At 68.6% G+C, this 23,990-nt stretch carries 21 protein-coding genes; 16 read left to right on the top strand and 5 right to left on the bottom strand.

Translation table 11 applies throughout. The annotated features are described in order from the left end of the window. Positions 1 to 1,319 (top strand): amidase (locus tag DZG09_RS13255; protein ID WP_162893315.1); only part of this gene is annotated, 1,319 nt, incomplete at its 5' end. A 3-nt stretch (positions 1,320 to 1,322) separates the two neighbouring features. On the opposite strand, the gene epsC is transcribed toward DZG09_RS13255, so the two are convergent. The 5 genes from epsC to cysK all read right to left on the bottom strand — a co-directional run bounded on the left by epsC (position 1,323) and on the right by cysK (position 8,312). After that, complete coding sequence (gene epsC, locus DZG09_RS13250; RefSeq protein ID WP_119698224.1) at positions 1,323 to 1,886, bottom strand: serine O-acetyltransferase EpsC; 564 nt, start codon at positions 1,884 to 1,886, stop codon at positions 1,323 to 1,325. A 90-nt stretch (positions 1,887 to 1,976) separates the two neighbouring features. Continuing rightward, a complete protein-coding gene (locus DZG09_RS13245; protein ID WP_119698223.1) occupies positions 1,977 to 3,590 on the bottom strand; it encodes a GMC family oxidoreductase in 1,614 nt (537 codons plus the stop codon). Further along, complete coding sequence (locus tag DZG09_RS13240; RefSeq protein WP_119698222.1) at positions 3,587 to 5,104, bottom strand: aldehyde dehydrogenase family protein; 1,518 nt, start codon at positions 5,102 to 5,104, stop codon at positions 3,587 to 3,589. Before DZG09_RS13240 ends, DZG09_RS13245 begins: the two co-directional genes overlap by 4 nt. After that, positions 5,101 to 7,167, bottom strand: coding sequence for a choline BCCT transporter BetT (betT, locus tag DZG09_RS13235; protein WP_119698221.1), 2,067 nt, complete (start codon positions 7,165 to 7,167; stop codon positions 5,101 to 5,103). The genes DZG09_RS13240 and betT overlap by 4 nt, the downstream gene beginning before the upstream one ends. 206 nt (positions 7,168 to 7,373) lie before the next feature. Beyond that, complete coding sequence (gene cysK / locus DZG09_RS13230; RefSeq protein ID WP_119698220.1) at positions 7,374 to 8,312, bottom strand: cysteine synthase A; 939 nt, start codon at positions 8,310 to 8,312, stop codon at positions 7,374 to 7,376. 185 nt (positions 8,313 to 8,497) lie between these two features. Between cysK and prmC the strand changes: the two genes are divergently transcribed. The 15 genes from prmC (at position 8,498) to DZG09_RS13155 (ending at position 23,972) form a co-directional block, all read left to right on the top strand. Beyond that, positions 8,498 to 9,394 carry a peptide chain release factor N(5)-glutamine methyltransferase gene (gene prmC, locus DZG09_RS13225; RefSeq protein ID WP_119698219.1) on the top strand — a complete coding sequence of 299 codons (897 nt, stop codon included), beginning with the start codon at positions 8,498 to 8,500 and terminating at the stop codon, positions 9,392 to 9,394. 81 nt (positions 9,395 to 9,475) lie between these two features. Next, positions 9,476 to 10,267, top strand: a complete 792-nt coding sequence (locus DZG09_RS13220) for an L-threonylcarbamoyladenylate synthase (protein WP_119698218.1) — start codon at positions 9,476 to 9,478, stop codon at positions 10,265 to 10,267. Then, entirely contained in the window at positions 10,264 to 11,424 is a 1,161-nt protein-coding gene (locus tag DZG09_RS13215; RefSeq protein WP_119698217.1) for an MraY family glycosyltransferase, read from the top strand. Before DZG09_RS13220 ends, DZG09_RS13215 begins: the two co-directional genes overlap by 4 nt. 76 nt (positions 11,425 to 11,500) lie before the next feature. Beyond that, positions 11,501 to 11,977: a Cg1360 family ATP-synthase-associated protein gene (locus DZG09_RS13210; protein ID WP_119698216.1), complete on the top strand. Its 477-nt coding sequence runs from the start codon at positions 11,501 to 11,503 to the stop codon at positions 11,975 to 11,977. A gap of 174 nt (positions 11,978 to 12,151) precedes the next feature. Further along, complete coding sequence (gene atpB / locus DZG09_RS13205) at positions 12,152 to 12,988, top strand: F0F1 ATP synthase subunit A (RefSeq protein ID WP_240424034.1); 837 nt, start codon at positions 12,152 to 12,154, stop codon at positions 12,986 to 12,988. A 43-nt stretch (positions 12,989 to 13,031) separates the two neighbouring features. Next, positions 13,032 to 13,268, top strand: a complete 237-nt coding sequence (atpE, locus tag DZG09_RS13200) for an ATP synthase F0 subunit C (protein WP_105567718.1) — start codon at positions 13,032 to 13,034, stop codon at positions 13,266 to 13,268. A 31-nt stretch (positions 13,269 to 13,299) separates the two neighbouring features. Next, positions 13,300 to 13,851, top strand: a complete 552-nt coding sequence (locus tag DZG09_RS13195; RefSeq protein WP_119698215.1) for a F0F1 ATP synthase subunit B — start codon at positions 13,300 to 13,302, stop codon at positions 13,849 to 13,851. Continuing rightward, positions 13,851 to 14,636, top strand: a complete 786-nt coding sequence (locus DZG09_RS13190; protein WP_119698214.1) for a F0F1 ATP synthase subunit delta — start codon at positions 13,851 to 13,853, stop codon at positions 14,634 to 14,636. Before DZG09_RS13195 ends, DZG09_RS13190 begins: the two co-directional genes overlap by 1 nt. A gap of 64 nt (positions 14,637 to 14,700) precedes the next feature. Next, on the top strand, positions 14,701 to 16,344 hold the full coding sequence (gene atpA, locus DZG09_RS13185) for a F0F1 ATP synthase subunit alpha (protein ID WP_119698213.1): 1,644 nt from the start codon (positions 14,701 to 14,703) through the stop codon (positions 16,342 to 16,344). Between the two features lie 21 nt (positions 16,345 to 16,365). After that, complete coding sequence (locus tag DZG09_RS13180) at positions 16,366 to 17,277, top strand: F0F1 ATP synthase subunit gamma (RefSeq protein ID WP_119698212.1); 912 nt, start codon at positions 16,366 to 16,368, stop codon at positions 17,275 to 17,277. A 36-nt stretch (positions 17,278 to 17,313) separates the two neighbouring features. Further along, complete coding sequence (gene atpD / locus DZG09_RS13175; RefSeq protein WP_119698211.1) at positions 17,314 to 18,765, top strand: F0F1 ATP synthase subunit beta; 1,452 nt, start codon at positions 17,314 to 17,316, stop codon at positions 18,763 to 18,765. A gap of 2 nt (positions 18,766 to 18,767) precedes the next feature. Next, positions 18,768 to 19,028 (top strand): F0F1 ATP synthase subunit epsilon, encoded by a 261-nt coding sequence (locus tag DZG09_RS13170; RefSeq protein ID WP_119698210.1) that lies wholly within the window; start codon positions 18,768 to 18,770, stop codon positions 19,026 to 19,028. Further along, positions 19,025 to 19,789, top strand: a complete 765-nt coding sequence (locus DZG09_RS13165; RefSeq protein ID WP_338040001.1) for a YaaA family protein — start codon at positions 19,025 to 19,027, stop codon at positions 19,787 to 19,789. The genes DZG09_RS13170 and DZG09_RS13165 overlap by 4 nt, the downstream gene beginning before the upstream one ends. A gap of 105 nt (positions 19,790 to 19,894) precedes the next feature. Then, complete coding sequence (locus DZG09_RS13160) at positions 19,895 to 20,809, top strand: PP2C family protein-serine/threonine phosphatase (protein WP_240424033.1); 915 nt, start codon at positions 19,895 to 19,897, stop codon at positions 20,807 to 20,809. Between the two features lie 103 nt (positions 20,810 to 20,912). Next, positions 20,913 to 23,972, top strand: coding sequence for an FtsK/SpoIIIE domain-containing protein (locus tag DZG09_RS13155; protein ID WP_119698207.1), 3,060 nt, complete (start codon positions 20,913 to 20,915; stop codon positions 23,970 to 23,972). Positions 23,973 to 23,990 lie beyond the last annotated feature (18 nt).

Genomic DNA, 23,990 nt, shown 5'->3' with positions numbered 1-23,990 from the left:
TCCTCGCCCGCGTCGGAGCGCTGCGCGACCTCGGTGCCTTCGTCGAGGTCACGCAGAGTTCGGCGATCGAGCGGGCGAGGGCGCTGAACCCGGATGACAGAGGTGCAGCGCCGCTGTGGGGCGTGCCGAGCGCCGACAAGGACCTCGTCGCTCGCGCCGGGGTGCCCACCAGATACGGGTCGCGCGCATTCGCCGACTACGTGCCTGAGGCCTCCGATCCCCTCGCGGTCGCACTCGACGGTGCGGGTTCGATCAGCCTCGGCAAGACGAGCACTCCGGAGTTCGGTCTCACCGGCTACACCGAGTCGGAGATCGCCCCGCCCACGCGCAACCCGTGGGATCCGGAGACGGGCGCGGGCGGGTCCAGCGGTGGCGCGGCCGTCGCCGTCGCGACGGCCCAGCTTCCCGCCGCCACGGCGTCGGACGGCGGAGGGTCGATCCGGATCCCCGCGGCAACCGTCGGCGTGGTCGGGCTGAAGCCCTCTCGTGGACGGCTGCCGATCGCGAACGGTCTCGACTCGCCAGGCGGGCTGTCGGTCGCCGGGCCGATCGCCCGCTCCGTCGAGGACGCGGCGTATCTGCTCGACGCGCTGTGGTCATCCGGGCCCCGTCGCCACGCTACGACGGCTCCGGGCGGCGGTCCCTTCGTCATGAGTGCTCGCCGCGATCCGGATGCTCCGATGCGCATCGGAGCGACGCTCGTCACGCCATGGGACGGCTGGACGGACACGAGCCTGGACCCTCGCGCGCTGGCCGCTTACGAACTCGCCGCCCGCGCCCTGTCAGGTGCGGGCCACGATGTCGGCGAGGCCGCGTGGGAGCCTGCTGGCTACCCCGAGCTGTTCACGAACATCTGGAAGGCATCAGCTGCGGGAGTGCCGGTGGCGGACGACCGGCTCGACGCGACCGTCGCCCCCTTCACCGCCTGGATGGTGCGGCAGGGGAGGGCGCTCAGCGCGGAGACCGTGATCGGCGCGTACCAGGCGGCGACGGCGTTCGAGCGCGCTACGATCGAGGCGTTCTCGCCCTACGACGCGGTGCTCACACCGGCGCTCGCGATGGAGCCGCAGCGGATCGGCTGGGCGAGCCGCGGAACGGATCCGATGGAGAACTTCGCCAGGCAGTGCAGCTATTCGCCGCACACGAGTTTCGTCAACGTCGCAGGTCTGCCCGCCATCACGGTGCCCGTCACATCTGAGCCGGGCGAGCGCCCCTGGAGCGTGCAGCTGATCGGCCGGCCTGGCGGCGAGTCGGCGATCATCGCCCTCGCCGCACAGCTGGAACGCGCCCGCGGCCCGCTGCCGCTCGCGCCCGCCTGAATCTCAGATCTGGTACTCGGGGGCCTGCAGGAGGGCCTGGGCGTCGGTGCCCGGCTCGCGGGGCCGCACCTTGGCCGGGATGCCGAGCAGGACGCTGCCCGCGGGGGCGTCGCGGGTGACCACAGCGTTCGCACCGACGGTGGAGTTCTCGCCGATCGTGACGGGCCCGAGCACCTTCGCACCCGCGCCGACTGCGACCCCGTCGCCGAGCGTGGGATGGCGCTTGCCCTTCGTGAGGGAGCGACCGCCCAGCGTCACGCCGTGGTAGAGCATCACGTCGTCGCCGACCTCTGCCGTCTCGCCGATCACGACCCCTGAGCCGTGATCGATGAAGAAGCGGTGGCCGATCGTCGCGCCAGGATGGATCTCGATCCCGGTGACGGCACGCATCAGCTGCGAGCCGGCACGGGCGATGAAGCGGAATCCGCGTCGCCACAGACCGTGGTTGATGCGGTGCGCCCAGATCGCGTGCAGGCCGGGGTAGAGCAGCGCGATCTCCACCGCACCGCGCGCGGCGGGGTCTCGCTGCCTGGCGGCGGCGATGTCCTCGCGGATGCCGATTCCCATGACTCGAATCTACCGAACCGGACGGTGTCCGGCGTCGATGTTGCAGATATCGACGCCGGACACCGTCCGGGACCGGAGGTGTCGGCTCGATCAGCGCGGGGCGATCTCGTCGACCGGAACGCCGAGGCGGTCGGCCTTGACGAGGTCGGCGCAGCGCTCACCGATCAGCATCACGGTGATGTTCGGGTTCACCGTGACGATCTCCGGCATGACCGAGGCGTCGGCCACGCGCAGCCCCTGCACGCCCTTGACGCGCAGCTGGGGATCCAGCGGTGACGAGCCGTCGTCGACGGCGCCCATCCGCACCGAACCGGTGGGATGGTACACCGTGTTGTGGGTCTTCGCCATGTAGTCGGCGATCTCCTCATCGGTGTTCACATCGGGACCTGGGAACAGCTCCCGTCCCGTCCACTCCGCCATGGCGGGCTGGGCTGCGATCTTCCGCGCCAGCTTGATGCCGTCCACCATCACCTGCATGTCGTGCGGGTCGGTGAAGTAGCGGGGGTCGACCTTCGGCTTGTCGCGGAAGTCGCAGGAGCGCAGCCGCACCGTGCCGCGGCTGCGGGCGTGCGTGACGTTCGGCGTGAGCACGAACACGTTCTCCGCCGTGGGGTAGCCCTGTCGCAGCGTGTGCATATCGAACGGGGCAGTGCCGTAGTGGAACATCAGGTCGGGACGGTCGTCGCCGCGCTCGACGGCGGTCGGCGTCCTGGTGAAGATGCCGATCTCCCACCACTGCGTCGACTCGGCCACCATCGGCTGCTCGGCCTCCCAGGAGATGACCCCCTCCGGGTGGTCCTGCGTGTGCGAGCCGACGCCGGGGGAGTCGACGAGCACGTCGACGCCGACTTCGGCGAGGTGATCGGCCGGACCGACGCCGGAGAGCATCAGCAGCTTGGGCGAGTCGATCGCGCCGGCCGAGAGGATCACCTCACGGCCTGCACCGATGCGCACCGTGCCGGCGAGGTCGGCCGCCTGCACGTCGACGCCGACGGCGCGCCGCTCGTCGTCGAACACGATCCGCTTCACCCGATGTTCGGTGAGAATCGACAGGTTCTCCCGATCGAGCACCGGATGCAGGTAGCTCACGGACGACGACGAACGCACGCCGTCTTCGCGGGCGTTGATCTGGAAGAAGTTCGCTCCCTGGACGATCGTCGCTCCGTCGTTGAACTGCACCCGCGGGATCCCGACCTGTTCGCACGCCTCGAGCACCGCGACGCCGCACGGGTCGCTGTCGGGGATCTGGCGCAGCGTCACGGGGCCGTCGTGCCCGTGGTGATCGCCCGGCTGGTCGTTGCTCTCGAGTCGACGGAGGTACGGCAGCAGCTTCTCCGACTGCCAGCCGTCCGCACCCATCTCCACCCACTGGTCGAGGTCCTCGGCCGGGGTGTGGAACGCGATGCAGGAGTTGTGCGACGAGCAGCCGCCGAGCACTCTCGCACGCGCCTGGCGCATGAAGGAGTTGCCCGATTCCTGCTCCTCGACCGGGTAGTCCCAGTCGAAGCCGGATTCGAGCAGCGCCGGCCAGCGGTCCAGCTGCAGGATCGCGTCGACGCCGACATCGCTGGGCCCAGCCTCCAGCAGGGCGACGGTGACGTCGGGATCCTCCGACAGTCGTGCCGCCACCGCGGCGCCGGCGGAACCGCCGCCGATCACGACGTAGTCGTACTCCCCGGGCTCGGGGGTGCTGTGGGTCGTCATGCTCCTGCGGCCGTCCCCTCGTCACTGCTGCGTCGGTCGGCGAACCATCCGGTCACCGCAGGTCGCAGATTCTGATACACGTGCTTGGCCTCCACGTACTCGCCGAGCCCGGTGGGCCCGAGCTCGCGCCCGAAGCCGGACTGTCCGTAGCCTCCCCACTCGGCCTGGGGCAGGTACGGGTGGTAGTCGTTGATCCAGATGGTGCCGTGCCGCAGGCGTCCCGCCACACGTTGGGCGCGACCGGCGTCCTGCGTCCACACGGCGCCGGCGAGCCCGTAGATGGTGTCGTTGGCGATCTCGACGGCCTCGTCCTCCGTGGTGAACGACTCCACCGTGACGGTCGGTCCGAAGGCCTCATCCGTGACCGCGGAGGAGCCGCGGGAGACGCGATCGATCACCGTGGGCAGGTAGTACCAGCCGCTGCCGAGGCCATCGCCGTCCTCGTCGGCGGCGGAGCGTCCGCCGCAGCGCACGACGGCGCCCTCCGCGACGGCGCGCGTCACGTAGTCGTCGACCTTCGTCCGGTGCGCCTCGGAGATCAGCGGGCCGGTCTCGGCATCCGGATCGTACGGACCGCCCATCCGGATGTGCTCCGCTCGCTCGACCAGCGCATCGACGAAGCGCTCTCTGATCGACTCCTCGACGACGAGCCTGGCGCCCGCGGAGCAGACCTGGCCGGAATGCACGAACGCGGCGTTCAGCGCGTTGTCGACTGCGGCGTCGAAATCGGCGTCGGCGAACACGACGTTCGGGTTCTTGCCTCCCAGTTCGAGTGCGACCTTCTTGATCGTCGCCGCAGCGTTCGCCATGATGTGGCGGCCCGTGACGAGCCCGCCCGTGAACGAGACGAGGTCGATGTCGGGGTGCGAGCTGAGCGGCTCTCCCGCGGTGGCGCCCGCCCCCGTGATCAGGTTGGCGACGCCGGCCGGCACGCCGACTTCGGCGAGCAGGTCCACGGTCAGCATCGCCGTGTGCGGAGTGAGCTCCGCGGGCTTGAGGACGAAGGTGTTGCCCGCGGCGAGCGCCGGAGCGATCTTCCACGCCGCCTGCAGCAGCGGATAGTTCCACGGCGAGATGAGCGCGCACACGCCGACCGGTTCGTGCTGCACCCGCGAGAGCACGTCCGCAGAACCGGCGTCGACGATCCTGCCTGCCTCGTTCGCGGCCAGCTTGCCGAAGTAGCGGAAGCAGGCCGCGATGTCGTCCATATCGATGCGCGCCTCGACGATGCGCTTGCCGGTGTCGTCAGCCTCGGCGCGGGCGAAGTCCTCCCGGCGCTCGTCGAGCAGATCGGCGAAGCGGATCAGCATGTCTCCGCGCTCGGAGGCGACGGTGCCGCGCCACGGACCGGAGTCGAAGGCGCGCCGCGCGGCGGCGATGGCGCGCTCGGTGTCGGCTGCCGAAGCCTCGGAGACGGTTCCGACGCGGCTGCCGTCCGCCGGACAGCGGATCTCGCGCGTCGCGCCGTCGGCTGCGGCCTCCCACACGCCGTCGATGTACAGGGTCGAAGTCATTGAGCGTTCTCCTCGTCCGGGTCCTCCACGGCCGGTGCCGCGGTGCTCTGCAGATACATCAGGTGCAGCTCGTAGGCGTCGAGCACATCGTCGATGAGCTGATCCTTGGTCCAGCCCTCGACGTCGTACCCCTGTGCGCCTTCGGTGAAGCGCACCTGCATGCGGTAGTAGGTGGCGTCGCTCTGGTCGACTCCGGCGTACGACGGTACCGGAGTCTGTGTGGGAACCAGCTCGTAGCGGAAATCCTCCTCATCGCCGTGCAGCACGACCAGCCGCAGCGAGGGCAGACCGTCGCCTCCGTTCGTCTGCTCGGTGAACTGCGTGGTGATGCCGCGCTCGTCGAGCTCCGCCGCGACCTCCGTGAGCGCGGGGCGGCATGTCTGGTCGATGAAGCGCCTCGTCTGGCGGGCCCCGGGGAAGCTGAGCAGCTGGCGCAGTCGCTTCTGCCACTCGCTGCTGCGTCCGGCCAGCCGTGACGGCAGCGCCATCCGGGTCGTGTCCTGTTTGCGCGATTCGCTGCGCAGCGATTTCCAGAACGCGATCATCACGCCGAGTATCACGAACGAGAACGGCAGCCCCATCACCATGGTCGCCTGCTGCAGCGCCCAGATGCCTCCCGCGACGAGCATGCCGAGCGTGACGAGGCCGACCAGCACCGACCACACGATGCGCAACCAGCTCGGCGCGTCGTCGCCCGACGCCTTCGGGTCGACCGAGAGCTTCGCCAGCACCAGGGCGCCTGAGTCGGCGCTGGTCACGAAGAACAGCATGCCGGTGACCAGCGCCAGGCCGATCGTCGCGGGAGCGAGCGGGAACTGCTCGAGCATGTAGAACAGGCTGCCCGTCGCATCGTTCACGCCGAGATCGGCCATCGTCTCACCGGACTCGCCGCCGCCCCGGATGATCTCGAGGGTGCTGTTCCCGAAGATCGACACCCACAGCATCATGTACACGAACGGGATCGACATGGTGCCCACGACGAACTGCCGGATGGTGCGTCCGCGGGAGATGCGTGCGAGGAACAGGCCGACGAAGGGCGCCCACGCGATCCACCACGCCCAGAAGAACAGGGTCCACAGGTTCATCCACTCGGTGGGCGCCTCGAACGCCATGGTGTCGAGCGTCATCGCAGGCAGCGACGCGATGTAGTCGCCGAGGTTCATCACGAGACCGTTGAGCAGGAACGAGGTGTTCCCGGTGATCAGGATGAACGCCAGCAGCACCAGCGCGAGGATCGCCTGGATCTCGGACAGTCGGCGCACGCCCTTGGCGACACCGGAGACGGCGGACAGCGTGGCCATCACGACCGAGATCACGATCAGCGCGATCTTGAGCACCAGGTCGTCTGGCAGGCCCGTCAGTCCGCTCAGCCCGCGCGAGAGCATGGAGACGCCGATGCCGAGCGTCACGGCGACGCCGAAGACGGTGCCCATGATGGCCGCGATGTCGATGACGTGGCCCCAGCGGCCCCACACCCGGTCGCCGAGCAGGGACTCGAGGGCGGAGCGGATCGACAGCGGGCGGCCGCGGCGGTAGTGGAAGTAGGCCAGGGCGAGGCCCATCAGGGCGTACATCGCCCAGCCGATGTGGCCGTAGTGGAACATCGTCCACACCACGGCTTCACGGGCGGCCTCGGTGGTGCCGCCCTCGCCGACGGGCGGGCCGAGGAACTGCGTGGCCGGTTCGGCGACCGCGTAGTACATCAGATCGGTGCCGATGCCGGCGGCGAACAGCATGGCCGACCAGGTCAGCAGCCCGAACTGCGGTTTGGAGTGATCGGGGCCGAGGCGGATGTTCCCGGCGCGGCTGACGGCGACGATGATCACGAATACCAGCACGGCCGCGCTGATCAGGAAGTACCAGGGGCCGAACCAGGTCGAGATCCAGCCGACGGCGACGCCGATCGTGTCCGACGCGTTGGCGGAGCTGACCAGCGTCCAGATGCCGACGGCGAGAACGATCACCGCCGAGATCCAGAAGACGGGTCGGTTGACCTTCGTTCTGCTCCGGGAAGCCGGTGAGATGGAGGGCGCGGGTTCTGTGCTGTCTGCGGTTGCGTTCATTTCGTTTCCGTTCGTTCGCGAAACACACTTTCCGCGAACTGCCGACGAAAACGAGAACCGTCAGGCCCCGCCCCGTGCCCGCCGTATCGGCGGAGGAAGGTGCGATCGACCATTACGCTAACGCGTTTTCAGCGTGCTCGCAGGTTCGGCGTTTCGTCCGATGAGGATGGGCCCGGTTCGACGAACCGGGCCCATCCTCATCGGTGTCACGCGTCGCGGAGGTGCTCCCACAGGAACGTCGACACATAGCGCTCGCCCGTGTCCGGCACGATCACGACGATGGACTTGCCCGCGTTCTCCGGGCGCCGCGCCACCTCGAGAGCCGCCCACACAGCGGCACCGGATGAGATGCCAGCCAGGATGCCCTCATCGGAGGCGAGTGCGCGGGCCGTCTCGACCGACTTGTCGAGCGGTGCCGGGATGACCTCGTCGATGACATCGCGGTCGAGGATCTCCGGAACGAAGTTCGCTCCGATGCCCTGGATCTTGTGCGGGCCGGCCTTGCCTTCGCTCAGCAGCGGTGAGTCGGTCGGCTCGACGGCGACGATCTTCACATCGGGCTTGCGCTCCTTGAGCACTTGGCCGACGCCCGAGACCGTGCCGCCGGTGCCGACGCCCGCGACGAAGATGTCGACATCGCCGTCGGTGTCGGCGAGGACCTCCTCCGCCGTGGTCTCACGGTGCACCTTGAGGTTCGCCTGGTTGGCGAACTGGCTCGCCAGCACAGCGCCCGGCGTCTCGGAGACGATGCGCGCGGCCTCTTCGACGGCGCCGTTCATGCCCTTGGCCGGATCGGTGAGCACCAGCTCTGCGCCGAAGGCCCGCAGCAGCACCTTGCGCTCGTTCGACATCGACGACGGCATGGTGAGCACGACCTTGTAGCCGCGGGCCGCGCCGACCAGGGCCAGGGCGATGCCCGTGTTGCCCGAGGTGCCCTCGACGATCGTGCCGCCCTCTGGCAGCTCGCCCGACGCCTCAGCGGCGTCGACGATCGCGACGCCGATGCGGTCCTTCACGCTCGACCCCGGGTTGAAGAATTCGAGCTTCGCGAGCACGGTCGCTCCCGCGCCCTCGGTGACGCGGTTCAAGCGCACAAGGGGCGTGCCCCCGAACGTGCTGGTGATGTCTTTGTGGATGCCACTCATCGACAGGCCTTTCGGTCGGGAACGTTGTGGCCACACTACGGCGCACCTGCGACCCCGGGGCGAAAATGACGTAACGGATCGTCAAACAACGCCGCACGACGTTCATTCCGGTTCGGTATCGGCTCGCCGAGACCGGCCGTCCTGTGACGCCGATGTGATCGGGCACAGGTACGGTTGATCCGCCTATGCCGACACCGACTGCCTCCCTCACCACGGCGATCCCGCTGCGCGACGCCCTCCGTTCCGCCGCAGAGCGGTTCGCCGCCGTCGGCGTGCCTGACGCGCAGGTCGACGCCGAGCTGCTGCTCGCGCACCTGCGCGGCACGAACAGGGGCGAGGTGCAGGCCGCGAGCATCCGCGGCGACATCCTCGAGATCCCGCAGGCCGAGGCCTTCGGCCGCCTCGTCGCGCGCCGTGCCACTCGAGAACCGCTGCAGCACATCACAGGGGTCGCAGCCTTCCGCGCGCTCGAGCTCGCTGTCGGCCCAGGTGTCTTCGTGCCGAGGCCGGAGACCGAGACGGTCGCAGGGCTCGCCGTCGACGCGCTGCGAGCAGCGGCAGAACCGGAGCCGATCGCCGTCGATCTCTGCACGGGAAGCGGGGCGATCGCGCTGTCGATGGCGACCGAGGTGCCGCACGCCGCCGTGCACGCCGTGGAGATGTCGGTCGACGCATACATGTGGGCCAAGGAGAACGTCTCGCGCACGGGCGCGGAGAACGTCTCGCTCGTGCTCGGCGACGCGGGAGACGCCGCGACGCTGGCAGAGCTGGCGGGGCGCGCAGCCGTGATCGCGACGAACCCGCCGTACGTCCCGGATGACGCCGTCCCGCGCGACGACGAGGTGCGGCTGCACGATCCGCATCAGGCGCTGTACGGCGGTCAGGACGGCCTCGACGTCGTGCGCCGCATCAGCACCGCAGCCATGGTGCTCGCACGCACCGGCGGCACGATCGTGATCGAGCACGGCGAGTGGCAGGGCGAACCCGTCCGCGCTGTCCTCGCCGCCGACGGCTGGCTCGCCGCGACCACGCACCAGGATCTCACCGGTCGAGACCGCGTAACCACCGCCGTGCGGCCGTAGACCGTCCTGCGTCGATCGGTGCCGAGCCTCGGCCGCGTCTGACAGTCGTTCCGCCGCGCCGCCCAGTAGACTGACCGCGCTATGAGCTCGCTTTTCGAATGCGCAGATGAGTCGCAGCTGCTGACAGGGATGCGCCACGCGCGACAGTCGATCGCGCGTGGACAACTGGTCGTCATGCCGACCGACACGGTGTACGGCATCGCGGCGGACGCGTTCAGCCCGGTCGCCGTTGCCGGTCTGCTCCAGGCGAAGGGCCGCGGTCGCCAGCAGCCACCGCCTGTGCTGGTGCCCGGTGCTGACGCGATGCGCGCACTCGTCGAAGCGGTGCCGGATGAGGTGCAGACCCTTGTGGAGCGATTCTGGCCGGGTGGCCTCACGATCGTGCTGCCGTCGCAGCCGTCGCTGTCGTGGGATCTCGGCGACACGGAGGGCACAGTCGCCGTGCGCATGCCGGACCACCGCATCGCCCGCGAGCTGCTCGAGGAGACGGGCCCGCTCGCGGTGTCGAGCGCGAACCTCACCGGGAGATCGGCGGCGATCAGCGCCCACGACGCGCAGCGGATGCTGGGCGACTCCGTCGCGGTCTATCTCGACGACGGACCGTCGCGCACGGGGGTCGCCTCGACCATCATCGACGCGACGGCGCTCGTCTCGCGGACCGGTGACGAGCGGGTCGTGCGCATCCTGCGCGACGGCGCCGTCAGCCGCGAGGATCTGGCCGAGGTGCTGGGCGAGGTGCTCGAACCCGCACCGGACGAACCGACGGGCGACCCGCACGCCCACGTCGCACCCCGGCCGCCCGCCGATCCTCGCACGGCGTTCGCCGACGGATTGAAGAACGCGCAGCAGGACGAGGCACAGGGGAGCGCGTGAGGCAGTACGTCTTCACGCTGATCCTCACGGCGGCCGTCACCCTCGCGCTGTCTTGGGGCGTGTGGCGGCTCAGCCTGCGCTTCAAGCTGTATCCGGGCATCAGGGAGCGCGACGTGCACACCACGCCGACGCCCCGCCTCGGCGGCATCGCGATGTTCCTCGGCATCGTGTTCGCGCTCATCGTCTCCTCGGCCAATCCGTTCTTCGAACTGATCTGGGTCGATCCTGCGCTGATGTGGTCGCTGCTGGGGGCGAGCGCGCTCATCGTCCTCGTCGGCGTCGCCGACGACCTGTGGGACCTCGACTGGATGATCAAGCTCGCCGCGCAGTTCCTCTCGGCGGGGATCATCGCGATCGGCGGCGGCCTGCAGGTGTACGCCCTGCCGCTCGGCGACCTCACGGTGTGGTCGAGCTGGGTGAGCATCGCGCTGACGATGTTCTCGATCGTGATCGTGATGAACGCGGTCAACTTCATCGACGGCCTCGACGGCCTCGTCGCCGGCACCTGCCTGATCGCGAACGGCATCTTCTTCGTCTACTCCTACGTGCTGGTGCGCGACACCGGTGCGAGCACCTACTTCAACCTCGCCACCCTCATCGCCGTCACGCTGATCGGCGCGTGCGCGGGCTTCCTGCCGATGAACTGGAACGGCGCCAAGCTGTTCATGGGCGATGCGGGCGCGCTGCTGCTCGGCCTGCTGATGGCCACCAGCGCGATCGCCATCACGGGCACGCTCGATCCGGCGCTGCTCGACCCCGAGACGATCGGACGCTCGCAGCTGGTGGGTGCGTTCCTGCCGATCCTGCTTCCGCTCGCAGTGGTGCTGCTGCCGCTGCTCGACTTCGGGCTCGCCGTGGTGCGAAGGCTCGCCGCAGGGAAGTCGCCGTTCTCGGCCGATCGCAAGCACCTGCACCACCGCATGCTCGACATGGGCCACTCCGACCGGGGTGCCGTGCTCATCTTCTACGCGTGGACGAGCATCGTCGGTCTCGCCGTGCTGCTGATGTACCTCGGCGCCCGCGAGGACTGGCCGGGCGAGTACCGGCTCGGCATCGTGTTCGGCGTCGTCGGGGTGCTCGCATGCCTCGTGGTCACGCTGGTTCCGTCGAGGCCGCGGCGCCGTGCTGCGAGCGAGGCTCTGCCAGAGAACACGTAGGCCGGGCGGGTACGCTCTGATCAGCCTCGCGAGCCGCGGCACGCCCCATGCACCAGCACTCAGCACAGGAGACCCGATGCCCCGCAGCGTTCCCACGAGCACCCGGATCCTTCGGGCCGCCACCACTTGGGGAGCCGTCGCCGCGATCGGCGTCGCCGTGATCGGGGGAGTGATCGGCTTCCTCATCGCGGGGGCGGACGGCGCCTTCAGCGCCTTCGCCGGAGCTGCGATCGCCGCGCTGCTGATGCTGCTGACATCCGGAAGCATCCTGATCGCGAACCGCTGGTTCGGCGATGCGCTCTACGTGCCGATCTTCTTCGGCATCGTGCTGGGCGGCTGGATCGTCAAGCTCGTGCTGTTCATCGCCGCGATGCTCCTGCTGAGGGGCCAGCCGTGGATCGAGCCAGGCATCTTCTTCGCGGCCGTCGTCGTCGGCGTGCTCGCCTCGCTCGCAATCGACGCCATCACTCTGCTGAAGATGCGCCTGCCGTACGTCGAAGTCGCGCTCCCCGGTGACGAGGACGACAGCGACGGCGACGGCGCGAAGGACTGATCCGCCAAATTCGACACGTGGTAGAAGAGCCCGAATCTTTTGCTATGCTGAGTAACGCCCCCGCTGCGTTGCTACTCGAATGCCGATGGTGACAATCGAGGCGGGTGCGACTCCCCAACACAACCGGTGGAAGCACCGGAGCGACGAAGTCGGAGCCACACGTTGACAAACGCCGTGACGTTGATCGCCTCTGCCGAAAACTCGGATGGCGGTTTCCACCCGCCGTCGATTCTCGATTTCTTCCCCCCGGCGATCTTCCAGATCGGCTCCTTCGAGTTCACGCGCATCCATGGCGCGCAGCTGCTCGCCACCGCGCTCATCGTGCTGCTGCTCGTGCTCGGCACGCGCCGCATGCGCGTCGTGCCAGGTCGCTTCCAGAGCATCGTCGAGATGGGAATCGACTTCGTACGCGGCGGCATCGCGCACGACCTGCTCGGCCGCAAAGACGGTGAGCGGTTCGTTCCGCTGCTGACCACGATGTTCTTCATGATCCTGTTCATGAACCTGACCGGCATCATCCCCGGCATCAACATCGCGGGAACCAGCATCATCGCAGTGCCGCTGCTGCTGGCGGTGATCGCCTACGTGACCTTCATCTACGCAGGCATCAAGAAGAGCCCGGCGCGCTTCTTCAAGAACTCGCTGTTCCCGACCATCAGCGAGCCGAGCTACGACGCCGACGGGAAGAAGAAGTTCAACCCGATGGTGTTCCTGTACCTGCTGATCACGCCGCTCGAGTTCATCTCGACCTTCGTCATCCGGCCGGTCACGCTGACGCTGCGACTGATGATGAACATGGTCGTCGGCCACCTCATGCTGGTGCTGTTCTTCTCGGCGACGCACTTCTTCTTCTTCACGATGAGCGGGTGGTGGACGGCGCTGGGGGCAGGCACGCTCGCCTTCGGCCTCGCCTTCACGACCTTCGAAATCCTGGTGGGCTTCCTCCAGGCCTACGTATTCACGATCCTCACCGCGGTCTACATCCAGCTCGCGGTCGCGGAAGAGCACTGACGGCGCGCCCAACAGCGCGTCGCCCTACGAAAGGAAAAATCCAGTGGACGCTTCTATGGTTCTCGCTGAGGTCAACGGCTCGATCGCCACGGTCGGCTACGGCCTTGCCGCCATCGGCCCGGCCATCGGTGTGGGCTTCGTCGTCGGCAAGACGATCGAATCCGTTGCCCGTCAGCCCGAGCTGGCAGGCCGCCTGCAGGTTCTGATGTGGATCGGTATCGCCTTCACCGAGGCGCTCGCCTTCATCGGCATCGCCACCGGCTTCATCTTCGGGTACTGATCCATTCGTCGCTGACACGTAAGGAGACAGGATGCTGAACGCTCTTGTCACGGTCGCCGCGGAGGAAGAGGATCCGAATCCGCTCTGGCCGGCGTACTACGACATCATCTGGGCAGCGGTGTGCTTCGTCATCATCCTGCTGGTGGTGTGGAAAATCGCTCTGCCGCGACTGACGGCGATGCTCGATGAGCGCTCCGCCGCCATCGAGGGCAACATCGAGAAGGCCGACGCCGCGCAGAAGGAGGCTGAGGCCGCACTCGCGGAGTACAACAAGCAGCTCGCTGATGCGCGTCGCGAAGCCGGTGAGATCCGCGAGGCGGCTCACGGTGACGGCAAGAAGATCGTCGCAGAGGCGAAGGCGCAGGCCACCGTGGAGGCGGAGCGTGTGACGGCATCGGCACAGGCTCAGATCGAGGCCGAGCGGCAGTCTGCGATGGTGTCGCTGCGCACTGAGGTCGGTGGCATCGCCCTCGACCTCGCAGGCAACGTCATCGGTGAGTCGCTGAGCGACGACCAGAAGGCGCAGTCGGTGGTCGACCGCTTCCTGGCCGACCTCGAGGCATCCGAGAAGGCGGCGAAGTAATGGGCAGCGCGACCACTCAGGCACTGGCGGCGATCACCGGCGTGCTCGACGCGCAGCAGGTCGACGCCGCCACGGCGCGCGACCTGTTCACCGCCGCGCGCACGATCGCCGACTCGTCGCAGCTGGGGGCCGCGCTGACAGATCCCGCCGCAGCGCTGGATGCCCGTTCTTCGCTCGCCTCCGGGGTGTTCGGACAGCTCGGCGACACCGCACTGGCGGTGCTCACCGCTGCTGTGCGCGAGCGCTGGTCCTCGGTAGCGGATCTGGTCGACAGCATCGAGGAGCTCGCGATCCGCGCGGCGGCGAAGGCTGAGCCCTCCGCCGACGTCGCAGGCGAGCTGTTCGAGGTGTCGCGCATCGTGTCGGGCAGCCCCGAGCTCGAGCTGACCATCGGCAGCACTCTCGGCGACCCTGACGCGAAGGCGGCAATGGTCGAGAAGCTGCTCGACGGCCAGGCGAGCGGGGCCGCGACGCTGATCGTCACGGAGCTCGTCCGCGCGCTTCGCGGGCGCAGGGTCCGCGGAGTGCTGAGCGATGCCATCGATGTGGTCGCGAAGCAGGCCGGACGCACCGTTGCGACCGTCACGACGGCGCAACCGCTCGGCTCAGCGCAGTCGGAGCGCCTGCGGGCGACACTTGCCCGCACCTACGGCGGCGACATCGCACTCAACCAGATCATCGACGCCGGCGTGGTCGGCGGCATCCGGGTGCAGATCGCTGACGACCTGATCGACGGCAGCGTCTCGACGCGACTGAACGACCTGCGCCAGAAGCTGGCCAGCTGACACGACTTCCCGCTCCGGCGGAGGGCTTCGGAGCCTGACAGGCTCCACAACACGAAGGAAGAAGATGGCAGACATCGCAATCAGCCCCGACACCATTCGGGATGCGCTGAAGGACTTTGCCGCCGCATACGAGCCGACCGGTTCCGCGGCGACTGAGGTCGGCACCGTCGTTGACGCTGCTGACGGCATCGCCCACGTCGAGGGCCTCCCCGGCGTGATGGCGAACGAGCTCATCAAGTTCGAGGACGGCACGCTGGGCCTGGCCCAGAACCTCGAGGAGAGCGAGATCGGTGTGGTCGTGCTCGGTGAGTTCACCGGCATCGAGGAGGGCAAGCAGGTCACCCGCACCGGCAAGGTGCTCTCGGTCCCCGTGGGCGAGGGCTACCTCGGTCGCGTGATCGACCCGCTCGGCACCCCGATCGACGGCCTCGGCGAGATCGACGGCATCGACGGCGAGCGCGAGCTCGAGCTCCAGGCCGCGGGTGTGATGGACCGCAAGAGCGTGCACGAGCCGATGCAGACCGGCATCAAGGCGATCGACGCCATGATCCCGATCGGCCGCGGTCAGCGTCAGCTGATCATCGGCGACCGCCAGACCGGCAAGACCGCGATCGCGATCGACACGATCATCAACCAGCGCGAGAACTGGGAATCCGGTGACGAGTCGAAGCAGGTGCGCTGCATCTATGTCGCCATCGGGCAGAAGGGTTCGACCATCGCGTCCGTGAAGGGCGCGCTGGAGGACGCAGGCGCCATGGAGTACACGACGATCGTCGCCGCTCCTGCCTCGGACCCCGCCGGCTTCAAGTACATCTCCGCGTACACCGGGTCTGCCATCGGTCAGCACTGGATGTACCAGGGCAAGCACGTCCTGATCGTGTTCGATGACCTGTCGAAGCAGGCGGAGGCCTACCGTGCCGTTTCGCTGCTGCTGCGTCGTCCGCCGGGCCGCGAGGCGTACCCGGGTGACGTCTTCTACCTGCACTCCCGCCTGCTGGAGCGCTGCGCGAAGCTGTCGGACGAGCTGGGCGCCGGCTCGATGACCGGTCTGCCGATCATCGAGACGAAGGCCAACGACGTCTCGGCCTACATCCCGACCAACGTGATCTCGATCACGGACGGCCAGATCTTCCTGCAGTCCGACCTGTTCAACGCGAACCAGCGGCCCGCTGTCGACGTGGGCATCTCGGTCTCGCGAGTCGGCGGTGACGCACAGATCAAGCACATCAAGTCGGTGTCGGGCACGCTCAAGCTCGAGCTCGCCCAGTATCGCTCGCTCGAGGCGTTCGCGATGTTCGCATCCGACCTCGATGCGACGTCGCGCCGCCAGCTCGACCGCGGTGCGCGCCTGACTGAGCTGCTCAAGCAGCCGCAGTACTCGCCGTACCCCGTGGAGGAGCAGGTCGTCTCGATCTGGGCCGGTACGAACGGCAAGCTCGACACCATCCCGGTGGAGGACGTGCTCCGCTTCGAGGCGCAGCTGCTCGACCACGTGCGCCGCAGCACGAGCATCCTCGACACGCTCAAGTCCGTCGGCAAGCTCGAGGACGACACGAAGGCCGAGCTGGAGAAGGTCGTAGACGACTTCCTGCTCGAGTTCCAGGCTGGCAAGGGGCAGAACCTCGCCGCTCCGGGGCACGAGGAGTACGACGCCGCAGAGCACGAGGACGTCGGCCAGGAGAAGATCGTCAAGGGCCGCAAGGCGTAGGCCGGGCGGAGCAGACGCACTATGGGCGCGAAACTCAAGGAGTACAAGCAGAGGATCTCCTCTGCGCAGACCACCAAGAAGATCACGAAGGCGATGGAGCTCATCGCCGCTTCGCGGATCCAGAAGGCGATGGCGCGCGTGCGCGCGTCGTCGCCCTTCTCCCGCGCAGTGACGCGTGCGGTCTCGGCCGTCGCGACGACGAGCGACATCGATCACGTCCTGACGCGCGAGGCCGAGCAGACCACGCGCTCCGCGATCCTGCTGCTGACCAGTGATCGTGGGCTCGCGGGCGCGTTCAACTCGCAGGTGATCCGTGAGGCGCTGGAGCTCGCAGAGCTGCTGCGAGGCGAGGGCAAGGAAGTCGTCTTCTACCTCTACGGTCGCAAGGCTGTCGGCTACTTCCAGTTCCGGCAGATCGTCAGCGCGGCGCAGTGGACGGGCTCGGCCGACGTGCCGCAGTTCGAGAACGCGGAGGAGATCGCCCAGGCCCTGCTCGACGCGTATCTGCTCGACGAGGATGCGGGCGGCGTGAACGAGATCCACGTCGTCTACAACCGCTTCGTCAGCATGATGGTGCAGACGCCGGAGTCCGTGCGGCTGCTCCCGCTCGAGGTCGTGGAGGCCGATGACGCCGGCGGGTCGGATGCGCAGTCGGCGCAGGTCGAGGTGTACCCGCTCTACGAGTTCGAGCCTGAGGCATCGCAGGTGCTCGACAAGCTCCTGCCGGTGTATATCCAGAGCCGTATCTTCAACGCACTGCTGCAGTCGTCCGCCGCCAAGCAGGCGGCGACGCAGAAGGCGATGAAGGCGGCCAGCGACAACGCCGACAAGCTCATCACCGAATACACGAGCCTGCGCAACAACGCGCGTCAGGCTGAGATCACCCAGCAGATCGCGGAGATCGTCGGCGGTGCCGACGCACTGGCCTCCTGACCGGTCCGAGAGATTTCCCAAGAAGGAAGAGACAACATGACTCCCACCGCTACGGCTGAGGCCGAGACGGCGGTCGTCGGGCGCGTCGCACGCGTCACGGGGCCGGTCGTCGACGTCGAGTTCCCGCACGACTCGATTCCCGACATCTACAGCGCGTTGAAGACCGATGTGACGGTCGGCGGCGAGACGGCCGAGATCACGCTCGAGGTCGCCCAGCACCTCGGCGACGACGTCGTCCGCGCCATCTCACTGAAGCCGACCGACGGCATGGTCCGCGGTCAGGAGGTGCGCGATACCGGCTCCCCGATCTCGGTGCCGGTCGGCGACATCACCAAGGGCAAGGTGTTCAACGCCACCGGCGACGTGCTGAACCTCGGCGAGGGCGAGACCTTCGAGGCCACGGAGCGCTGGCCGATCCACCGCAAGGCACCGAACTTCGACCAGCTCGAGTCGAAGACGACGATGTTCGAGACCGGCATCAAGTCGATCGACCTCCTCACGCCGTACGTGCAGGGCGGGAAGATCGGCCTGTTCGGCGGCGCGGGCGTCGGCAAGACCGTTCTCATCCAGGAGATGATCCAGCGCGTCGCGCAGGACCACGGCGGTGTGTCGGTGTTCGCCGGTGTCGGCGAGCGCACCCGTGAGGGCAACGACCTCATCGTCGAGATGGAGGAGGCCGGCGTCTTCGACAAGACCGCCCTGGTCTTCGGCCAGATGGACGAGCCGCCGGGGACGCGTCTTCGTGTCGCACTGTCGGCGCTGACGATGGCGGAGTACTTCCGCGACGTGCAGCAGCAGGATGTGCTGCTGTTCATCGACAACATCTTCCGCTTCACACAGGCCGGACAGGAGGTGTCGACCCTTCTGGGCCGTATGCCGTCTGCTGTGGGCTATCAGCCGAACCTCGCTGACGAGATGGGTGTGCTCCAGGAGCGCATCACCTCGACGCGCGGCCACTCGATCACCTCGATGCAGGCGATCTACGTGCCGGCCGATGACTACACCGACCCTGCGCCCGCCACGACGTTCGCGCACCTCGACGCGACCACCGAGCTGTCGCGCGAGATCGCATCGAAGGGCCTGTACCCGGCGATCGATCCGCTCACCTCGACCAGTCGCATCATGGACCCGCGCTACCTCGGCGAGGACCACTACCGCGTCGCGACGAGCGTGAAGCAGATCCTGCAGAAGAACAAGGAGCTGCAGGAGATCATCGCGATCCTCGGCGTCGACGAGCTCTCAGAAGAGGACAAGATCGTCGTCGCCCGCGCGCGCCGCATCCAGCAGTTCCTCTCGCAGAACACCTACATGGCGAAGAAGTTCACGGGTGTCGACGGGTCGACCGTGGCGCTCAAGGACACGATCGAGTCGTTCGACGCCATCGTCAAGGGCGATCTCGATCACGTCGCAGAGCAGGCGTTCTTCAACGTGGGCGGCATCGAAGACGTCGAGGCCCAGTGGGCGAAGATCCAGAAGGAGAACGGCTGAGAATGTCGCTTCAGGTGAGCCTGGTGTCGGCCGAGGAAGAGGTCTGGAACGGAGACGCGAAGCTCGTCGTCGCCACGACGACGGACGGGCAGATCGGTTTCATGACCGGTCACGAGCCCATGCTCGCGATCCTCGGTGACGGTCCCGTCCGGATCACGCAGGAGAACGACTCCGTGGTCACGGCGACCGCGAAGGACGGTTTCGTGTCGGTCGAGTCCGATCGGGTCACGATCGTCGCGGGTCACGCCGCGATCGCGTCCTGACCACGATCCTGCTGCCCCCTTCTGAGACGAAGCGGGCAGGAGGATCGGGCGAGCCGCTTGACGTCGACGGCCTCGCGCTGGGAGCTCTGCGCTCCCAGCGCGAGGCCGTCGCCGCATCCATGGTCGAACTCGCCGCGGATCCGGATCGCACCGCCGCCGTGCTGAAGCTCTCGGAGCGGCAGCGCTCTGCGGCCATCGCGGACAACGCCGCACTCCGCAGCGGGCCGACGATGGCGGCGATGGACCGCTACACGGGTGTGCTGTTCGATGCGCTGGACGCCGCTTCCCTTGAACCGGCCGGCCGTGCATGGCTCGGCAGGAACGCGTTCATCCATACGGCGCCGTTCGGGCCGGTGCGGGCGATCGACGAGATCCCCTCCTACCGCCTGGCTGCCGGTGCCTCCCTTCCCGGCCTGCCCCCGCTGAAACGCGTGTGGGCGCGTGCCGTCACCGAGGCCCTCGCCCACGAGGCGCGTCCGCTCGTGATCGATCTGCGTTCGCAGGCCTACGTGGCACTCGGCCCCGTGCCGTCCGGTGTGGCGAGCACGTACATCAGAGTCGTCATGGATCAGGCGGACGGCACGACCCGCGCCCTCAACCACTTCAACAAGAAGGCCAAGGGCGTTCTCACTCGTCGCCTCGCCGAGGAGCGGCCAGGACTGCGCACCATCGATGAGCTGATCGAATGGGCACGGGAGGCAGGGCTGCGGATGCGCAGCGGTGCGACCGACGGTGAGACAGAGCTGGTCGCGGATGCGTGAGCGGGCGCGATGCGCTCCGCGTTCGCGACCTGCGCAGACTGCGCGGTTAGGATGTGGGAAGCGTCGGCACGACCCGCGGCTCGACGCCGAAGATCTGGAGGCCGCGTGAGCGACACGACGAGTTCGGTGCATTCGCACGCAGTCGCCCTCGATGAGGGCGGGGAGCTGGTCGTGCGCTGGGCCGGCGTCACCGATACGGGGCGCAAACGCGAGGTCAACCAGGACGCGATCCTGATGGAATGGCCGATGTTCGTCGTCGCGGACGGCATGGGCGGGCACATCGGAGGCGAGGTTGCGAGCGCCGTCACCGTCGAGCGGCTCTCGGCCGTAGCGTCATCGGGTGAGGCGATCACGCCGGAGACCGTGGAGCTCGCACTGGAGAACGCGGTGCGCGACATCGCCGATCATCCGGAGACCACCGATGAGGGTACGGGCACGACCGTCACCGGCATCTACCTCGACCCTGCTTCCGCGCCTGCGTCGTGGGTCGTCCTGAACATCGGCGACTCGCGCGTCTACCTTCTCCGAGACGACAAGCTCGTGCAGGTCACAGTCGACCATTCCCTCGTGCAGGAACTGGTGCACGCGGGAAGGCTCAGCGCCGAGGAGGCGGAGAGCCACCCGTACGGCAACGTGATCACACGCGCCGTCGGCCCCAGCGAGTCGGTCGTTCCCGACTATGTGCGCATCGAGGTGGAGGACGGCGACCGGTTCGTGATCTGCTCAGACGGCCTCACCAAGGAGCTGACCGACTACGGCATACTGCATTTTCTGCGAGAGCACGCCGCACCGGACGTCGCCGTCGGCGGCATGGTGGAGGCGGCGCTCGGCAACGGCGGACGCGACAACGTGTCGGTCATCGTCGTCGACGTCACGCGCTCGGGCGGTCCGTACGGCGACGCCGACCAGACTGGCCGCGAAGCGCCGGATGCGGGCGCGCAGACGACGGACGAGGCTCCGGATGGGGCTTCGGCTGCGGCAGATTCCGCGCACGACGACGAGGCTCAGGAACGGGACTGACGGGGTCCGTCCCCTCCCTCACAGCCCCCGCGCCGCGGCGTGTCCCGTCCACAGGTGGTGGCGCGCCCTTCCGCTGACATCGTCAGCGCGCTGAGCTGGACGTGTGAGCACACCACATCGTCCGGACGAGCCGATCGTTCTTCCTGCGCCGGCGGCCCCGGCCAGACGGGGTGCGATTCCGCTCGTCGCCGCGTTCGTGCCCATGGCGGGGGCAGTGGCGATGTGGTTGCTGACGGGATACGTCATGATGCTCTGCTTCGCGGCGATCGGGCCGCTGATGGTATTGGCTTCGCTGATCGACGGCGCACGCAACCGACGCAAAGAGAGGCGCAGGGCGACGCGGGAGCTCAGCGCCGCGTGCGCCACGGCCAGAGAGGAGCTGTCCGAGCGCCACAGTCGGGAGCGGTCTCAGCTCGACCGGCTGAGGCCGAGCACGGCCAGACTGGCGGAGGCGCGCACGCTCTGGCGGCACGGACCGATCGAGGTCGTCCTGGGCTTCGGCAGGGTCCGCAGCGACATCCGTGTAACGGGAGGCGAAGGCGTCGAGGCCGAGGAGCTGCGGCGCGACGCCGCCTGGATCGCTCTGGCGCCGGTGACGGTTCCGCTTCGCGAAGCCGGCGGCGTGTGCGTGCAGGGTCCCCCGGTCGTGGCCACGGCAGTTGCGCGGGGCCTGCTGATGCAGCTGTGCCTGCGCGCGGCGCCGAGTGAGCTCGTCGTCTCCCACGTGCTTCCGGGCGACGAGGCGGCCATGGAGCAGCTGCCGCACCTCGGCACGGCCGCAGGGTGGAGCTCACCGGGACGTGAGGGCCGTGAGCCGGTCAGGGTCGTCGCCGTCGGTCTCTTGCCCGAGGCGCCTGGCGGGACGGATGCGCGACGTGCAGCCGCAATCGCGGACGCGGACTTCGTCATCGCTGTGACCGAGCGCGGCGACGATGCTCCAGCGGCGTGCGGAGTCATTCTGGAGCTGGAGCCCGGTGCGGCGCTGCGCGCCCGCCGCCTCGATGACACGGCACTCGACCCCGATGGCGAGCCGCTGCGGCTCGAGGCGCTCGCCCGGGCGCAGGCCGAACGACTGGCATCTGTGCTCTCCGCCCGCTCGGACGCGAGCGGAGGCGAGGTGCCTCTCCCCGCGGTGCGTCTGGGCGTGCTCCTCGAATCCGCGTCCCCGCAGGGTCGGTCGGCGGAGGGCTCGGCTGCCAGCCGCAGCGGAGACGGGCCGGACGGGAAGGGCCTCGATGCACCGATCGGTCGGGGAGCGGACGGCACGACGAGTATCGATCTCGTGCACGACGGGCCCCATGCCGTCGTCGTCGGCATCACCGGCAGCGGCAAGAGCGAACTGCTCACCACGTGGATCGCCTCGATTGCCTCGCGCTACGACAGCGATCGCGTCGCCTTCCTGCTCGCCGACTTCAAGGGAGGCACCGCGTTCACATCGCTGCTCGCCCTGCCGCACGTCACGGGCATGATCACCGACCTCGACGGCGCGGGCTCCCGTCGCGCAGTCGAGAGCCTGCGTGCGGAACTGCGCAGGCGTGAGAGCGTGCTCGCCGCAGCGGGAGCGACCGACATCGGCGACGAACGCGTCGACATGCCCCGGCTGGTGATCGTGGTCGACGAGTTCGCCGCACTGCTGCAGGACCATGGCGATCTGCATCAGGTGTTCACCGACGTCGCCGCACGCGGACGGGCGCTCGGCATGCACCTCGTGCTGGGCACCCAACGCGCATCCGGCGTGCTCCGTGACGCGCTGCTGGCGAACTGCCCTCTGCGCATCAGCCTGCGTGTGGCGGAGAAAGCCGACAGCAGGGCCGTCGTGGGCATCGACGACGCCGCCTGCCTGCCCGGTGATGCGGCCTCCCGCGGGATGGCGCTCGTGCGCCGCGGCGGCGACATCGCGCCTGAGCGCACCCGCATCGCGCGCACGGAGGCGGAGCTGCTCGCACGCCTCGCCTCGGCGGACGCGGAGAGGGCAGCAGGGGCGCCGGGCGAGCCGAAGCGCGGGCACGCGCCGTGGCTGCCGCCGCTGCCGCGCGAGCTGACGCTGAGCGAGCTTCGTGCGCCCGAGCACGGAGGGGGGACTGTGCTGCTCGGTCTCGCGGATGAGCCGGATGAGCAGCGTCAGCCCGTCGTGACGATGCACCACGGCGGCGATCGCGGGCTGGCCGTCATCGGCGGGTCGGCGTCGGGAAAGACCAGCATCGTACGGCTCGTCGCGGGGCAGGTGCCGGGGGCCGTCGTCGTGCCAGTCGATCTCGAGGGCGCGTGGGACGCGATCGAGGGCGCGGCCGACGAGCCTCCGCCGCTCATCGCCATCGACGACCTCGATTCACTGCTCGGCCGGTTCCCCGCCGAGTACGCGCACGAGTTCGCGACGCGGGCCGAGACGCTCGTGCGAGAAGCGGGTGCACGGGGCACAACGGTCGTGGTGACGGCATCTCGGGTCACCGGCACCGTCGAGCGCGTGATCTCAGGGCTCGGAAGGCGAGCGCTGCTGCGTCTGCCGACCCGCGCCGATCATGTGCAGGCGGGAGGGAACGGCGGAGACTTCGACCCGCGGCGACCGTCCGGAAGGGCGGTGATGGACGAACGAGAAGTGCAGTTCGCGCTTGCTCAGGTGCGGGCCGACATCGCGCCCGCGGGGAGATCGATCGCGGCAGGGGCGACCGGCACACGCGCCGAGCGCAGACGGGCGCTGCGCGGAGAACCGTCGCGCTCCGTTCGCGCTGAGGGACAGCATCGCTCCTCGACGCCTGCGAATCGTTCCGCAGGATCGGCGGCGCTGTGGCGGCCGGTCGTCGCGGCAGCGGCGATCGTGACGAACGGTGCGGCTGCTCGTGCCTCGCTGCTGGCGGAGGCGTGGGGAAGATCTGTGCGGGTCGTCGCCCTCGATGCTCTCCAACTCGGAGCCTCCGTCGATGATCTCGCCGACGGCACCGAGCACCTGGTCGTCGTCGGCGACGGCGAGAGCTGGCTCAGGCACGGCGCGGTGCTGCGCGGGATCAGGGAATCCGGTGAAATGCTGGTGTCGGCCGAGTGCCGGAGCGAACTCCGCTCGATCGCCGGGGAGCGCTCGCTGCCGCCGTATGCGGAGCCCCGAGCCGGTCGTGCCTGGCGGGTCTCGCCGTCCGCCCTGCCGCGCCGGGTGGTTCTTCCGGCGTGAGGGCCGCCCGATCCGTGC

This window comes from Microbacterium halotolerans (genome assembly GCF_003569805.1).
In the GTDB taxonomy this organism is placed as follows: Bacteria; Actinomycetota; Actinomycetes; order Actinomycetales; family Microbacteriaceae; genus Microbacterium; species Microbacterium halotolerans.
This window is presented reverse-complemented; position numbering and strand designations above follow the sequence as displayed.